This window comes from Kitasatospora sp. NPDC048194 (assembly GCF_043202455.1).
Taxonomy (GTDB): Bacteria; Actinomycetota; Actinomycetes; order Streptomycetales; family Streptomycetaceae; genus Kitasatospora.
On record NZ_JBIDAK010000024.1, the window covers coordinates 45,619 to 58,954 of the forward strand.

A 13,336-nucleotide genomic window follows, 5' to 3' on the forward strand; every position below is an offset into this window, starting at 1 on the left:
CGTGGCGGGGCCTTGGGCGCCTTTGCGGGCGCCGGTCGGCCCCGGTTGGCCCGGTGCGGGGCTGGCGGGCGGTCAGACGGGCCGCGTGGGGCCGCTACAGCTCGCGGAGGATCAGGTGTCCGAGCTGGGTGGTGAAGCCCTCGCGGTCCCGGTCGGTGGCGTCGGGCGAGAAGGCCAGGTGGACACGCAGGTAGGGCTTGTCGTCGGCGTCGAGGGTGAGGGTGCCGTCGTAGGGCTCCAGGCCGGCGTCGGCCATGTCGGCGGCCCAGCCGGTGAGCGTGGGTGTTTCGGGCCGCGTGGGACCGCTGGGGGCGGCGCTGAGCATCTGCTTGATGTCGGCGATGGCGTCGTCGCGGCCGGTGGTCTGCTGGTAGGCCTCGGGGTCCATCCGCTCCAGCTCCTCGTCAGTGGCGGGTTCGAGGGCGAGCACGGCGGCGATGGCGGCCTCCAGTTCCCGGACCCGGGCGAGCAGGGAGGCCGCGACGGAGGCGACCTCGTGGGCGAAGTGGGCGATGGAGAGATGGGCGTGCAGATCGCGGGCACGGACCCCGGCGCGGCAGGCCGAGACCGGGCAGGGGGCCTGGATGGCGGCGAGGTCGAGAAGCTCGGTGGCGGGCTGGGTGCTCATCGGGTGGTCTCCTCGGTACGCAGGTCGATGTGCTCCAGGTGGATGCCGCCCGCGTAGCCCTCGACCATGACCACCGGCTCGGGGCCGAGGTTCCAGGCGCGGCTACGGGTGCGGGTCTCCAACCGGGGGTAGTCGGTCGCGCCAATCTCGGCGGCGTAGGCCGGGTTGATGCCCGGGTACGCGGTCACCGGGGTGCCGATCGGGTAGCGGTCGTTCCACTGCTCGGCGGTCAGGGTGGTCATCGGGTGGCCTCCTCGGTGGTCTGCGGGCCGGAGACGAAACCGGGTTCGTCCAGCGGGCGTTCGTAGGGGCTCAGTTGGCCGAGGGCCTGGGCGAGCTCGTAGCGCGCGCCGAGCGCCTCGACACCCGGGTCGTAGGTGTTAGCGATCAGGTCGTCCAGAGCACCCAGGGCCCGGCGGGCGGTCTCGATGAGGCGGCTCACGGGCAGGTAAAGCGGCTGGGCGCTGGGGCAGTGGAAGTCCCGCAGTTCGGCGGGGCGGTGCCGCTGGTCGGCGAACTCCAGGGCGGTGTGCACCTCGGGGCGGCGCTGGATCTGGTAGCCGCTGCCGTCCTCGGGGATCTCGACGCTGTAGTGCGGGCGCGTCTCGCGGTCGAGGTGGCGGTGGTCGCAGTAGTAGGCCACGGGCTGGGTGCTCATCGGGGTCTCCTCAGGCGGCGGGTCGGGTGTGTACGAGCCAGGCGTCGAGCCGGCTGGGGTGGCTGCCGGCGGTGAGACGGCGGCCGATGGGCGTGTGGCAGGGGGTGCCGGCCTTGGCGCGGCAGTGGTCGAGGGGGCAGGGGATGGCCCACTCGGGTGGCCGGTCGTGGCGGCGGAGACCCGGCGGCGGAGGGGCGCCCATCACGCGGCGCCGTTCAGGGCGTCCACGCGGGACCCGTGGTAGCCGGTCAGTCGCCGGCCGCTGGGGGCGGTGCAGGGCTTTCCGCCGTCCGCGCCGCACTTCGGGCAGCGGACCGCGTGCGCGCTGCGGATCCGGGTACCAGCGGTGGTCTCCCACGGCTCGGGGACGGTCTGGCCGGCCGTGAGCTCCAGTACCGGCCGCGGGGAGCCGGCGTAGGGCAGCTGGGGCGGGCGGTGGCCGTCGATGGTGGCGGCGATCTGGGCGCGCAGGTTGCGGGTGAACTCGACGGCGGTCTCGCCGGGGGTGGGCTCGTACTGGAAGTAGTCGAGCCGGCCGGTCCGGGCCCGCTTGACCTCGGTGATGATCTCGGCGGGGGCGACCCACGGCTGACGGCGGGCGATCTCGACGGCGGCGGCCTTGCAGTCCTGGAGGTCGTAGTCGCCGAGGAGGTCGTACCAGGCGTCGGGGGTGTACTCGTCGAACTTCTGCTGGGGGCACAGGGCCCGGACGTAGCGGGCGAGGATCACGGTCTCGGTGGGGTTCATGAGGACTCCTACGTGCGGTTCTGTGCACGGGCCATGGCCCGGTCGAACATGTCGTCGGTCTCTCGCTGCTGCCGGCTCTTGGGGGCCAGGGGCACGACGTTCGGGTCTACGGGGGTGGGGATCGCTCGCCAGCCGGGGTAGAAGAAGCGGCTGGAGAACGGTCCCCGCTGGGCACCTTGGGCAGCCTGGACGGCGAAGCGGACCATGATCGGGATGCCGAGTCGTTGGACGTCGTTCTGCAGCAGCAGCTGGTCGTCGCCTTGGAACTTCCACGGGACGTCGATGCCGTTGGCGCTGAGTGCTGCCTGCAGCTGGGCGAGCCACGCGGGTCGGTGGTCTTCCTCGACCTCGGCGCCGGCCCGGACGGCGGGCAGGTTGGGCGGGGGCGCCGGGTGGTGGTGGTTCCCTGACGGTTCCGTAGTTGGGTGGTTCTTCTTATGGTTCGGGCGGCACTGAGTGCGTGACATCACGCTGTCTGAGTGCGTGACATCCCCCTCTGTCACGTCGTCTGAGTGCGTGACGTCCGGACGCAGAGTGCGTGACATCGTGGATGTCACGTCGTTCAACGGCGTGACCGTCACGTCGCCTGAGTGCGTGACCGTCTTGGCGCGGGACTTGCGCTTCCTGGCTGCCGCCGCTTCCCGCAGCCGCTCCTCCTCCGTCTCCAGCGCTGCCCAGTCCGACGCCGGACGGACCTTGTCCAGCATCAGCCGGTACAAGGTGCAGCCCCGGATGACACCCTCGGCGACGATCAGCTCGGCGTCCTCCAGCCGACGAAGTGCCCGCTGTACGGTCCGCCGGTCGTACCCAGTCCGGTACTGCAGCCGCATGACCGACGGCCGAGCCCCGCTGCCGTCCTTGTGGGCGTGCTCGGCGAGCGCCTGGAGGACCCCCCGCGACGTGGTGTCGGGCTTGCCCTTCTCGGTCAGCAGCATGGGCGCGTCGTCCATGGCCCACTTCACTGCCTCGGTGCTCAACGGGTCGCCTCTCGGTGATGGGGGTGGGGGCTGGTGGCCTGGGGCGGGGGCGGTGGCACCCCGCCCCAGGCAGTCAGTGGGTCAGTCGCAGGTGCAGGAGTGGCCGCCGTCGGCGACCTCCGCGCACAGCGGCTCGGTGAGCGCCCGGAGCGCCCGCCACAGGTCCTCCGGCTCAACCGGTCGCCGGGTCGGCGTCATCGGCACGCAGTGCGCCGACTCGACGGCGTTCTGCACGGCGGCCCTGTCGGCATTCGACCGGATCCGGGTCGTGCCCTGGGTCCAGTCGGCGAGGGGCGCCAGACTGGTGGCGAGCTGGCGAATGCGGTCCTCGTCGAGGCCACTCGCGATGGCGAGGCCGGTCCAGTGACCCACTCGCCAGCGGAGGACCGCGTCGGGCTCGACGTGGTCCGGGATCTGGTAGATGAGCAGGCCGGGAACGATCATCTCGGCGTGCACGATCTCAACGTGCACGCTGACACCGCCGTCGCTGCTGCACTGGATGGTGTGCTCGATCGTGGTGTTCATCTCGGCTCCATCGGGGTTGATGGTGGTTCGGGGTGTCCGGCCTGCGCGGCCGGGGTGTGCTTGGGGCAGCGCCAGTGGCCGGCCGGGTAGCGGCGGGTGGGCTGGTCGAGGCCGAGCGCGGCCAGCATCAACGCAAGGTGGTCCTTGTCACGGGCCATCTCTTCCAGGTACCGGCGGGCTAGGGCGATCGTCTCCGCCGGGCTCCAGCAGGGGGGCACCGTCACGACGCCATCCCCTGTTGGGGAATCAGCGGCCAGTGGCCGCCCACGACCGCAGACGGGTCTCCGGTGCGACGCTTGTACGCCTGCCGAGCAGCCGCCCGTTCAACCGCCCAGCCGACCTGGGCCGCGTGCACCTCAGCGAGGCTCATGGCCTGTAGCTGCGGGTAGTGGCAGACGATTCGGTACGCCACTGCTGCGGCGGCCGCAGCGTCGGCGTCCGCCTGGTGCGGGCGGTCGTGCTCGACCTCGTAGTGGTGGCACAGGTCGTTCAGCCGCCGGCGGCCCTCACGGGTTTTGTCGAGGGCCCAGTCAAGCAGCAGCGGATCCAGGATCAGCAGGTCCGACTTGGGCTTGATCCCCCTCCACACGTTGGCCCGCCACAGCTCACGGCTGATCAGGGTCAGGTCGTACGGGGCGTTCGCCACGACCACCGGCAGGCCGTCGTTTGCGGCCTCGACCACGGCGGCGGCCACGGCACGGGCGACCGTCTCGACCGGCTGCCCGTATCGGTGCGCGTGCCGCGTGGCGACCCCATGGACCTTCGTGGCCTCCATCGGGATGTCCTGTCGGCCAGCGTCGGCCAGCCAAGTGCGGGTCTCAACCGGCACCCCGCGAACGCACCGGGCAGTCGCGGCCGTAACGATGCGGTCGGTGTCAACGTCCAGGCCTGTCGTCTCCAGGTCGACGGCGAACCAGTCCCGGAGGTACCACGGGCGGCTCACGCGGTGACCGCCTTGCTGATGCCGCCGGCGTTGATGACCGCGAGGGTCTTCTCGTCGTACAGGGCGTCGTCGAGGCTGCGGCGGAGCTGGGTGACCTCACGGCGGAGTCGGGCGTTGTCGGCAACGACCGCGGCGTGACCGGAGCGCAGGTCTCGCCGGAACTCGTCGAGCGCCTGCTGGGCCCGGGCGGCGCGATCAGCCTCGACGCGGAGCATCGACTCCAGGCGCACGATGTGCTCGCGGTCGCGGCAACGCTCGGCCTGGAGGAGCCGGATGGCCTCCTGCTGGTCGGGGGCGTCGGGCCGGCGGCGGAACAGGGCGGCGATGGTGCGCATCAGGACTCCTCGGCGGCGGTGCGCTGGCGGGGGAAGCGGGCGAGGTGGCGGCGCAAGGCCTGCTCGGCGGTCGGCGCCTTGAAGACGTGCCAGCCGGGGCCGGGCATCCAGGGCCGGATGTGGTCACGGCGGAGCAGGCCGCACTCGGTGCACCGGGTCTGGTCGGCGCCGGTCACTTGGCACCGCCCAGGTTGGCGAGCTTCTGCGCGCACTCGGCGGCCATGGCCGGCGTCCACTCGGTGGGGTCGCCGTGGTCATCCATGTAGTGCTGCAGTTCGGCGTTCTCGCGCGGGTCGGGCTGGCGCACCGGCAGCTCCTTGGCGTGCGCCGCGATCCGCTGGAGCGCTTCCTGCTGGGCGGTCGAAAGTTGGGCCATCATGCGGCCTTCCACTCGGCGACCAGCGCCTCCGTCGCCGACGACCACGCCGGCAACTCCGGCAACGGCCCGTACAGCAGGTCGCAGTACGCCGCGTGCATCTCGCGCTGGACCGGGTCGTCGTAGACGATCGGCCAGGAGTGCATCTCCGCGTACGCCGCGAGCGTTGCGTCGAGCAGCGCGTTCAACTCCTGCTCGCTGATGACGGTAGGCTGGCTCATGGCCTGCCTCCTTCCTTCGTGTTGGTCGTTGATCGGTGGGCCGTAGGGCTCTCGCGGGCGGCATCCGGGTGCATCCGGGTGTGCCGGGCGGGGGCCCGACCCGTGTCAGGGGTGCGATCAGGCGGCGCGACGGCTGCCGCGGCTGGCCGGGTCCACGTCACAGGCCAGCTGGATCTGAAGGATGTGTTCCAGCCGGAAGCGCACCTTGCGGTTGACCGTGGTGTGCGGGACGCGCCGTCGGTGGGCGGCGTCTCGCAGGGTCCGGGCGGTGTAGGGCAGCAGCTTCATGTCGATGACCTCCTCCACCGTGTAGAGCCGGAGTCGTTCCTCGGCCGTGTACTCGGCAGTGAGGTTGGGCGGCGCGACCTTCTTGGTCACGGTTGTTCCTCTCGGTTGAGAGCGGCGGCGTTGGGAAGGCCGAGAGCAGCGGCGATCGCTCGGATCGTTTCTTCGCTCGCCCCTGCCAGCCCACGTTCCACTCGGGACAAATGACTGCGGTCACGCCCAGTCCGCAAAGCAAGCTCCCTGAGGCTTACATTGCAAGCAGTTCGGAGTGCTCTGATCGCGGTTCCGTTCGGCGTCACGAGAGAAGACAACCACGCGACAGCTCGCTTTGCAAGCAGTTTCGACACACTTTCGACGCAGCAAGCGGCTTGTAATGCAAGCTGTCATGGGCGCGTAATGCGCGCGATGCAACCGCCGAACGCCTTAAATGCAGGTCAAACGGCTGGATCCAGGCTCTGCGGTTGCATGAGCATGCGGCATGATGTGTCCCATGGACAGAGACTGGGCCCGCCTCTCACGCGCGATCGCGGCCGCGCGCGACGATCTTGGGCTAACGCAGCCCGAGCTAGCCGCCGAGCTAGGGGTCGGTCGCTCATCAGTTCAGAAGCTGGAGAGTGGCCACCAGTACGTCAAGGTCACACCCCTTCACCGGGCAGCCGCCCGGCGGCTGGGCTGGACCGAGGACAGCATCGAAGCTGTGCTGACGGGTGGCGATCCGACCGTACGAACGGGGCGCGGCGACGTGGCGACCAGTGTCGACGCTGGCGACGGCGAAGTCGACGAGCTCCTCGACGACCTGACCGGGCGGGTGCGGGCAGCCCTGCTCGGTGGCCGGGTCGCGGACGCTACGGCGATCGCCCTCGACACGCCCGACGAAGGCGACGTGGTGATCATCTGGAAGGAGGGCGAGACTCGGGACCTCACGCCCGAGGAACGGCGCAAGCTGCAGAAGAAGTGGTCAAAGCTGCAGCGCGCCGCACACGAGATCTTCTCTGACGACTCGGAGTAGGTCGACAATCACACGAAACGCCCGCGAAACCCGTGCGCATACGCCAACTGTGTGTCAGGATTCCGCTACCTGAGTGAGGGGGGTCAACCCAACACAGGTAGGGGGACCGCCCCATGCGGCTGCGGATCGAGCGCGTAACGGACATCCCCCACGGCGGCCTAGCGGTCGTCCGACGGAAGGCCGGCACGCCGGTGGTCCAGCTGAACGCGCGCCTCGTCACCGAGGCCCAGGCGATTCTGTTCGGCCAGCGGCTCCGCAAGGACCCGGACCTCTGGCGGACGCTCGGCGAGACCGACGTGTAGCACGGCACCCTTGGCACGGCGGGGTCTCGCGGGACGGCAGGCCCCGCCTGCCAGGACAAAGAGGGGTGCCCCTTGGCCTACGGCGAGAAAGTCTTCAAGGTCCGCAACGGCAAGAAGACGAAGCAGTACACCTGGCGAGCACGATTCCTGTTGCCCGACGGGATCAACTACGGCAGCGCGCCCGGTTTCCCCACGGAGAAGACCGCCAAGGAGTACGGGCAGGAGCAGGAAGCCCTCATCCGGGCAGGCCGCTGGATCGACCCGAAGCTTGCGCAGACCCAGTTCGGGCAGTGGGCCCGGGAGTGGATGGCTGCGAAGGCCCCGCGTGGTCGGACCAACACCACGAGGTGGGACCGCCTCGACACGCACATCCTGCCGCGCTGGGAACACGTGCCGCTCAACCAGATCAACTGGTTCGACGCGGAATCGTGGGCCAACTCCGTCGGCGAGACGCACGACGACACCACCGCCTCGCACTGCCTCACGCTCATGAGCCAGATCATGACCGGCGCGGTCGACGCCGGAAAGCTCACAGTCAACCCGCTGTTCGGGCGGAGGCGCAGTCGCACGGCCGCCATCAAGGCCAAGAATCAGGCGAAGATGGTCAAGAAGCAGTCCGCGCCTGCAACACCCGAGCTTGTGCTCCAGCTCGCCCGCCGCGTCGGCCCGCTCGACGGCATGCACATCCTCACCACCGCGTTCCTCGGCCCCCGTTGGGGCGAGGGCTGTGCACTCACCCGCAGCAGCCGCGGCGAGCGGCGAGAGGCCCACGGTAACGGTGTTTGGACCTGTCCCACCCTCCAGATTCGGGAGGAGGTTGCGGAGTACCAGACCAGAGACCCGAAGACCGGCAAGAAGGGCCCCATGCACTTCGGCCTGGAGCCGGTGAAGAACGACGGCTCCCTGCGCGACATCGACGTGCCGCCGTTCCTCGACGACTTGCTGGACCAGCACGAGAAGCGGATGCAGCCTCACCACAACACGCTGTTCTGCACCCGGAAGGGAGTGTGGTGGCGCAACAGCAACTTCGGCCGGCAGGTGATGCGGCCCGGCGCGGACGGGCGCGAAGCACTGAAGGCGACGAAGGGGCATGCGCCAAGGGAAGGTTGGGAGCCGCTGCTGCCCGGGCTTACCATGGACTTGCTGCGGCACTTCCACGACACCCTGCAGTCGCAGATCGGGGTGGCGGATCCGCTGGCGCACGAGCAGGCCGGCCACGTGCGGTCCGGCATCAAGGCCGTGTACCAGCATCCGACGGTGCCGATGCGGATCGACCGGCTCAATGGCCTGCAGGCCGTCTTCGAGCAGGCGATGGAGAATCTGGGCTGGGAGAGGGTCTGGGAGAGTTGATCTCCGATATTTCCCCTAAATGATCTCCATCGGATGTATCGCAGCAGGTGAGAGGCAATCAAAACGGTGCTCTTACAAAGCAGATGTCGGCGGTTCGAAACCGTCCGCGCCCACCCATAACGGACATATTTTCAGGTCGAAACGGACAATCGGGGCGCGTATCCTTTGCCCTCGCACTTGTGGCAACGTTGGCCCTTGTTCTGTATCGCCGCAGGTCAGAGCCACTTTGGTGCTCATGATGACATCTGCCCCCAGAAGGCGGCACTCAGGCCCGAATCAGGGCTTCTCGTTGGAGAAACAGCAGGTCAGGGTAGGTCTTCTAGTCAATTGACCGCTCTGTGCGACCTCTGCTCACACGGACTGCGGGTCGCCCCTCTGGCCCTATGTGAAGTCGCAGGTCAGGCCGGGTGCAACCGAAGGTGCGGGAGCTTCCAGCACACATTCAGCACACACGGCAACCGATCACGGCGACTCCGACACCTGTTGCGGTGCTGGCTTGCTGTCCTAGCCGACGCCCTCTTACCGACCGCGATACCACTGCCCTGCTGGCCGCCTCCCCGAGCGCACCTGACCCACTCTCATGGCAGCCCTGTGCCGCGCTGAGACCGCCGGCCCACGGGCCCGCCGCAATGCTGCGGCAGCCGCCGAACGGCGCCGCTCACCATCGCCGACAGCCTCAGCCAGGTTCTCGCCTGGCATATCGGCTGCCACCTGGCCACGGCGGCCCCAGAGGTGGCGAACCCACGCCTGAACTCTCAAGGCCATCGAGAACACCGGCGCCACCGCGGAGACCGCCCTCACCGAGGTGACCGGCCGCACTGCCCTGCCCGAACTGTTCCAGTACGCCCAACAGCAGGTCCTCGTCCACGCCCGCGCCGCCGTCAGCCGAGCCGGCCTCCCGGACCGGACCAGCGCAATACCGCGCTCCACTGCGGCCAACCCGCGCCACCAGGCAGCGCCGCCCTGATCGCCGACCGGACCGTGGAGACCCGCCCGGAGTGGAGCCGGACCCTCGGTGAAGCCCCGACCGACCCCACTCAGTGTGCCCAGTGGCAACGGCAGCTCGCCTTCCTCGCCGCCTACCGCGACCAGTACGAGGTCGCCGACGACAACTCCGCCCAGCCCTCTGGTCCCTACATCGAGGAAGGCCGCACCGGCCACGACGCCTACTGGCAGGCCGCCGCAGCCGCCGTCGCCGCCCGGCGTACCGCCGCCGCGCCAGCAAGCGCGGAGACCACCCCTGCGGCACCCGACCAGCAGGCCCGCCACCAGCTCGCCGCCGACGTCTACCGCGCCCTGCCCGAGGCCGACCAGACCGAGATCCTGCCCGCCGTCGCGGCCCGGACCGGTGCGCCAGCCTCCCGCGCCCGGACGACGCTGCCCTCGCCCAGCAGAACGTCGCTGAGCAGGTCACCACCGTGCTCGCGGAGCGGCGCCAGCTCACCGCGGAGACCGTCCGGCCCGAGCAGCCGCAGGCGGAGGAACAGTGTCGGCCGACCCTCGCCGAGCGCCGACGAGCCGGCCATCAAGTCGAACGCCAGGCCCACTGCGAACAGCTCCAGCAGTGCGGCGGACAGTCCGCCCGGACCGCCCGGCACGTGCCCGGCCGCCGACCCGAGCCAGTCGAAGGGCGCCAGAGTCAGACCCCAGCCCAGCGTGCTGCCGCGCCGCAGCAGCAAGTTCAGCAGCCGCCGCAGGCTCGCTCGCACCACCGCGGTCCCCGACTTCGGTAACGGATCGCGAGAGCGATCCGTAGTTCACAGCAACAGACGCCTGGCTCCTTGCCTGTTCCGGAGACTATCCGGAGCGGGCACATCCAATTCGTCGGGCGTAGAAGGAATATGGGCACAGATTGGCGAATTCGGATACTACCTGAACGTAAACGCCAATTATCTATTCGAGATTGTCTCGCGCGAACCAGAGATTAAGCCGTTGGGCATCAACTGCTCTGCGGCCTTGAGGTGCCGGTAAGTTGATGTTCCTGCCGGACGTCCGGCACGGCCCCGGGCATGGCTTATCCCACCGTGCCCGGGGACCGAACCGAACCGGTCAAGAACGATGAAGCCCCTCGCGGACCTCCGCGGCCCCGTTGGACGCTCCCGTGCGATCGGCGCCGCCATCCGCGCCGGTCTGGCTGGTGGCGAGGACGAATAGGAGATCGCCGGGCGCGTTCGGGCAGCGATTGCAGAAGGGCGTCCCCTGAGCCTCTGGTGACAGTCTCTTCGCTGGTCGCCACCAATCGGAATCTAGCCATTCTACGCGGCGACGTTCGCGTGGCGGCCAGCCCCATCGAGTTGCCGCCCCTTTCAAGGCAGGTGAGGGCGGCGGAACATTCGGTTTCGACACTTGGGAGTGGTAGTTGATACCCCTTTCAGGGGCGATGAGAGCAGGCATGGCGGTACTGCCACCGCTGGTCTGCGCTAATTGCTACTCCGCCGGGGGTGATGAGACCGCTGAGCCTTCGCCCTAGTGCTCGAATTCAAGGGGTTGTTACCCCTGAATGGGGCGATGAGCCTACCCACCGTGCGTTGCTGATGCTACCGGCGGCCCTCACACGACCTGGCTGGTCTGGTAGGCGTGTCGGTGGGGGCCGCGGATGGCGAGGAGACCGAGGTCGGGGTCGTAGTCGGCGTCAAGGATGCGGACGTTGAGGGATTTCTCGTAGCGGGTGAGCGGGGCGGCCCAGGCGGGCATGGGGATGAGGTACTGGTCAGCGACGAGTCGTCCTTCGGCGGTGGTGCCCTGGGTGAGGGCTTGGGTGTAGGCGGCGCGGTGTTGTTCGAGGATGGCTTCGGTGCCGTCGAAGAGTTCGTCGAAGGTCTGGGCGTGGTCGGTGCGGTCGGCGAAGGGCCGGCGGAAGGAGAGGAAGGCGTTGTCGAAGGCGTCGCGGTGGTTGGTGACTTCGTCGTGCCAGCGTCGGCCCCAGTCGGTGGTGTAGATGGTGTTGAGCCAGCCGGTTGCGTCGGCTTCGCTGATGATGCGGTGCTGGTGTTCGAGGAGGCGGTGCCAGCCGGCCTCGACCGGTTCGCGGGCGTAGATGCCGTCGGCGTACTCGCCGGGCTGGTTGCGTCGGCGCGTCCAGGCCGGTGCGTGGACAATGACGTCGGCCGGGTCGTAGGCGCCGAGGCGGTTGATGCGGCCGAATCGCTGGAGTAGGGCTTCCAGCGGAGCGGCTGCGGTGAACAGCACGTCGAGGTCGAGGTCGAGGCTGACCTCGACGACCTGGGTGGCGACCAGCAGCCCGGGGAGGCGGTGGGCTGCTGCGCTGGCGAACCGGTTTCGGATGTTCTGCTCGATACGGCTGCGGTCCTGGCGGGTGAAACGGGAGTGCAGGAGGAAGGCACTGTCGTCGCCGTGGATGGCCCGGCAGTGCGGGGCGAGTTCGCTGAACAGGGCCAGGGCGTGCGCGACGTTGTTGGCGACGACCAGCACGCTCTGACCGCGGTCGAGCCGAGCGCGGATCGCGTGGGTGGTGGCCGGGTCGGTGAGGTGGTGGTGGCGGACCTGAAGGCGGTGGCGGGGCGGCAGGCCGAGATCGGGGGTGTCCACCAGAGCGGGTGCCTGGGCGAGCGTGTCCTTGAAGAGGTCAGCGAGGACGTCGGGCAGGGTGGCGGAGACGACGGCGATCCGCCCGCCCAGGCGTTCCCACAGCCGGGCCGTGGCGAGGACGTAGCCGAGGCGGCGGGAGTCGTAGGCGTGCAGCTCGTCGAGGATGAACACCGAGTTCGCGGCGTCCACGAGCAGGCCGGCATGGGCCGGGCCCGCGAGGGCGGCGCGGAGTAGCTGGTAGGGCGTGCCCACCCGCACGCTCTCGCGGAACAGCCGGGTGGCCGCTGCCCGGGCGAGGGCCTTGGTGGCTTCGCTCTGTTGGCAGGGCCCGGTCTCCTCCTGCTCCTCGCTGTCGGGGCTGTCGGTGGAGTGGATGGCGGCGGCCAGGTGGTAGGAGGCGGCGCGGGAGTGGGCGACGCCGACCAGGTCCGGGTTGCCGAGGAGGTCGGCGAAGCGGTCGGCCATCGCGTTGATGGAGGCGAGGTAGGGCAGGGTGAAGAAGACTCTGGGCACGCCGCCCGAGTGCTGGGTGAGCTCGGTGACCTGGCGGGCCGCCCACAGCAGCATGGCCTCGGTCTTCCCGCTGCCGGTGGGCGCCCGCAGGAGCAGGTGGCCGCTGGTCTCGGCCGCGCGGACCTGGTGCTCGCGCAGCGCCCGGCCCTTGGCGGCCATTTGCTCTTCGAGGGCGGGCCGGAAGCGGTGGTCGAAGGGCTGGGTGGTGTGGAGGGAGCCGTGGGCGGAGGAGAGGTGGTCGGCGACCGTTACTGCCCCTTGGAGCAGGACGGCGGCCAGGCCGACGTCCGGAGTCACCCGCCGGTCCCAACGGTGCAGCAGCTCGGTGAGGGTGCGGTGTGCCGCGTCGATGAGGTCGGTACCGCTCAGCGGGCTGGTGTTCGAGGTGGTGGGGAGCATGGCCGCGGTCGCGGTGGTGTGCAGCCAGGCGAACAGCGCCGTCACCGCGTTCTCGTCGATCGGGCCGATCCGCTTCGCGAGGTCCGCCGGTGTCAGGCCGTCGTAGAGGAAGCGCAGATCGCGGCCGTTGCTTCCGGTCAGTGCGCGGTGGTGGGTGGCGACACCGGCCGCCACCCAGCCGCACAGTTGCTCGTCCGGTACGAGAGTGGGGAGGAATCCGAGGGAGACGACCTCGTGCCTCTCGCCCCAGGAGCGGACCCTGCCGAGGAGCATCTGCTGGCAGCCGTCTGGGAGCTTGCCACCGTCGTGGTACAGCCCGCTCAACTGGGCGGCCGGCCAGAACCGGCCGTCCAGCACACACTCTGCGGCCTCGATCCGGCCGACCCGGCGGGCGAGCTCGACCCCCGCCGTCAATGTGGTCTCCAGATGCACTGTCAGCTCTTCGGGCGGCACGGCGCCGCGGGCGCTTTTGGCCAGCAGCGTCCGCAAGGGATCGGCGCTCGTGCCCAAGGTCGTCTC

The 13,336-nt window shown here is 69.6% G+C and carries 19 protein-coding genes; 3 read left to right on the plus strand and 16 right to left on the minus strand.

Translation table 11 applies throughout. The features are described from left to right. Positions 1-94: 94 nt before the first annotated feature. From ACGF07_RS25675 to ACGF07_RS25740, 14 genes are all read right to left on the minus strand, one after another. A complete protein-coding gene (locus ACGF07_RS25675) occupies positions 95-628 on the minus strand; it encodes a hypothetical protein (RefSeq protein WP_392902374.1) in 534 nt (177 codons plus the stop codon). Then, positions 625-870, minus strand: coding sequence for a hypothetical protein (locus ACGF07_RS25680; protein WP_392902377.1), 246 nt, complete (start codon positions 868-870; stop codon positions 625-627). Before ACGF07_RS25680 ends, ACGF07_RS25675 begins: the two co-directional genes overlap by 4 nt. After that, positions 867-1,286 carry a hypothetical protein gene (locus ACGF07_RS25685; protein ID WP_392902380.1) on the minus strand — a complete coding sequence of 140 codons (420 nt, stop codon included), beginning with the start codon at positions 1,284-1,286 and terminating at the stop codon, positions 867-869. Before ACGF07_RS25685 ends, ACGF07_RS25680 begins: the two co-directional genes overlap by 4 nt. A gap of 201 nt (positions 1,287-1,487) precedes the next feature. Beyond that, positions 1,488-2,033, minus strand: a complete 546-nt coding sequence (locus ACGF07_RS25690; RefSeq protein WP_392902382.1) for a hypothetical protein — start codon at positions 2,031-2,033, stop codon at positions 1,488-1,490. Between the two features lie 8 nt (positions 2,034-2,041). After that, the gene (locus ACGF07_RS25695) at positions 2,042-2,983 is read right to left on the minus strand and encodes a helix-turn-helix domain-containing protein (protein ID WP_392902385.1); all 942 of its coding nucleotides are present in this window, start codon (positions 2,981-2,983) and stop codon (positions 2,042-2,044) included. Between the two features lie 108 nt (positions 2,984-3,091). Beyond that, a complete protein-coding gene (locus ACGF07_RS25700; RefSeq protein ID WP_392902387.1) occupies positions 3,092-3,535 on the minus strand; it encodes a hypothetical protein in 444 nt (147 codons plus the stop codon). Then, positions 3,532-3,759, minus strand: a complete 228-nt coding sequence (locus tag ACGF07_RS25705; RefSeq protein WP_392902390.1) for a hypothetical protein — start codon at positions 3,757-3,759, stop codon at positions 3,532-3,534. The genes ACGF07_RS25700 and ACGF07_RS25705 overlap by 4 nt, the downstream gene beginning before the upstream one ends. Next, entirely contained in the window at positions 3,756-4,478 is a 723-nt protein-coding gene (locus tag ACGF07_RS25710) for an exonuclease domain-containing protein (RefSeq protein ID WP_392902392.1), read from the minus strand. The genes ACGF07_RS25705 and ACGF07_RS25710 overlap by 4 nt, the downstream gene beginning before the upstream one ends. Then, the gene (locus tag ACGF07_RS25715) at positions 4,475-4,813 is read right to left on the minus strand and encodes a hypothetical protein (RefSeq protein ID WP_392902394.1); all 339 of its coding nucleotides are present in this window, start codon (positions 4,811-4,813) and stop codon (positions 4,475-4,477) included. The genes ACGF07_RS25710 and ACGF07_RS25715 overlap by 4 nt, the downstream gene beginning before the upstream one ends. After that, entirely contained in the window at positions 4,813-4,989 is a 177-nt protein-coding gene (locus tag ACGF07_RS25720; RefSeq protein WP_392902397.1) for a hypothetical protein, read from the minus strand. Before ACGF07_RS25720 ends, ACGF07_RS25715 begins: the two co-directional genes overlap by 1 nt. Beyond that, a complete protein-coding gene (locus ACGF07_RS25725) occupies positions 4,986-5,192 on the minus strand; it encodes a hypothetical protein (protein ID WP_392902398.1) in 207 nt (68 codons plus the stop codon). The genes ACGF07_RS25720 and ACGF07_RS25725 overlap by 4 nt, the downstream gene beginning before the upstream one ends. Then, positions 5,189-5,410, minus strand: coding sequence for a hypothetical protein (locus tag ACGF07_RS25730; protein ID WP_392902400.1), 222 nt, complete (start codon positions 5,408-5,410; stop codon positions 5,189-5,191). Before ACGF07_RS25730 ends, ACGF07_RS25725 begins: the two co-directional genes overlap by 4 nt. A 117-nt stretch (positions 5,411-5,527) precedes the next feature. Next, positions 5,528-5,788, minus strand: coding sequence for a hypothetical protein (locus ACGF07_RS25735; protein WP_392902402.1), 261 nt, complete (start codon positions 5,786-5,788; stop codon positions 5,528-5,530). Next, positions 5,785-6,042, minus strand: coding sequence for a helix-turn-helix domain-containing protein (locus ACGF07_RS25740; RefSeq protein WP_392902404.1), 258 nt, complete (start codon positions 6,040-6,042; stop codon positions 5,785-5,787). Before ACGF07_RS25740 ends, ACGF07_RS25735 begins: the two co-directional genes overlap by 4 nt. 143 nt (positions 6,043-6,185) lie before the next feature. On the opposite strand from ACGF07_RS25740, the gene ACGF07_RS25745 reads away from it, so the two are divergent. From ACGF07_RS25745 to ACGF07_RS25755, 3 genes are all read left to right on the plus strand, one after another. Continuing rightward, positions 6,186-6,704 carry a helix-turn-helix domain-containing protein gene (locus tag ACGF07_RS25745; RefSeq protein WP_392902406.1) on the plus strand — a complete coding sequence of 173 codons (519 nt, stop codon included), beginning with the start codon at positions 6,186-6,188 and terminating at the stop codon, positions 6,702-6,704. Positions 6,705-6,817: 113 nt separating this feature from the next. Continuing rightward, a complete protein-coding gene (locus ACGF07_RS25750; RefSeq protein WP_392902407.1) occupies positions 6,818-7,006 on the plus strand; it encodes a hypothetical protein in 189 nt (62 codons plus the stop codon). A gap of 72 nt (positions 7,007-7,078) precedes the next feature. Beyond that, on the plus strand, positions 7,079-8,356 hold the full coding sequence (locus ACGF07_RS25755; RefSeq protein WP_392902409.1) for a hypothetical protein: 1,278 nt from the start codon (positions 7,079-7,081) through the stop codon (positions 8,354-8,356). 1,286 nt (positions 8,357-9,642) lie between these two features. On the opposite strand, the gene ACGF07_RS25760 is transcribed toward ACGF07_RS25755, so the two are convergent. Beyond that, entirely contained in the window at positions 9,643-10,065 is a 423-nt protein-coding gene (locus ACGF07_RS25760) for a hypothetical protein (RefSeq protein ID WP_392902411.1), read from the minus strand. A gap of 841 nt (positions 10,066-10,906) precedes the next feature. After that, on the minus strand, positions 10,907-13,327 hold the full coding sequence (gene cas3 / locus ACGF07_RS25765; RefSeq protein ID WP_392902413.1) for a CRISPR-associated helicase Cas3': 2,421 nt from the start codon (positions 13,325-13,327) through the stop codon (positions 10,907-10,909). Between the last annotated feature and the right edge of the window lie 9 nt (positions 13,328-13,336).

Excerpts from the sequence above, each read along its gene's own strand:
- ACGF07_RS25715 (WP_392902394.1), bottom strand. The coding sequence starts at position 4,813 with ATGCGCACCATCGCCGCCCTGTTCCGCCGCCGGCCCGACGCCCCCGAC.
- ACGF07_RS25680 (WP_392902377.1), bottom strand. The coding sequence starts at position 870 with ATGACCACCCTGACCGCCGAGCAGTGGAACGACCGCTACCCGATCGGC.
- ACGF07_RS25750 (WP_392902407.1), top strand. The coding sequence starts at position 6,818 with ATGCGGCTGCGGATCGAGCGCGTAACGGACATCCCCCACGGCGGCCTA.
- ACGF07_RS25685 (WP_392902380.1), bottom strand. The coding sequence starts at position 1,286 with ATGAGCACCCAGCCCGTGGCCTACTACTGCGACCACCGCCACCTCGAC.
- ACGF07_RS25690 (WP_392902382.1), bottom strand. The coding sequence starts at position 2,033 with ATGAACCCCACCGAGACCGTGATCCTCGCCCGCTACGTCCGGGCCCTG.
- ACGF07_RS25700 (WP_392902387.1), bottom strand. The coding sequence starts at position 3,535 with ATGAACACCACGATCGAGCACACCATCCAGTGCAGCAGCGACGGCGGT.
- ACGF07_RS25695 (WP_392902385.1), bottom strand. The coding sequence starts at position 2,983 with ATGGACGACGCGCCCATGCTGCTGACCGAGAAGGGCAAGCCCGACACC.
- ACGF07_RS25725 (WP_392902398.1), bottom strand. The coding sequence starts at position 5,192 with ATGATGGCCCAACTTTCGACCGCCCAGCAGGAAGCGCTCCAGCGGATC.
- ACGF07_RS25745 (WP_392902406.1), top strand. The coding sequence starts at position 6,186 with ATGGACAGAGACTGGGCCCGCCTCTCACGCGCGATCGCGGCCGCGCGC.
- ACGF07_RS25730 (WP_392902400.1), bottom strand. The coding sequence starts at position 5,410 with ATGAGCCAGCCTACCGTCATCAGCGAGCAGGAGTTGAACGCGCTGCTC.
- ACGF07_RS25675 (WP_392902374.1), bottom strand. The coding sequence starts at position 628 with ATGAGCACCCAGCCCGCCACCGAGCTTCTCGACCTCGCCGCCATCCAG.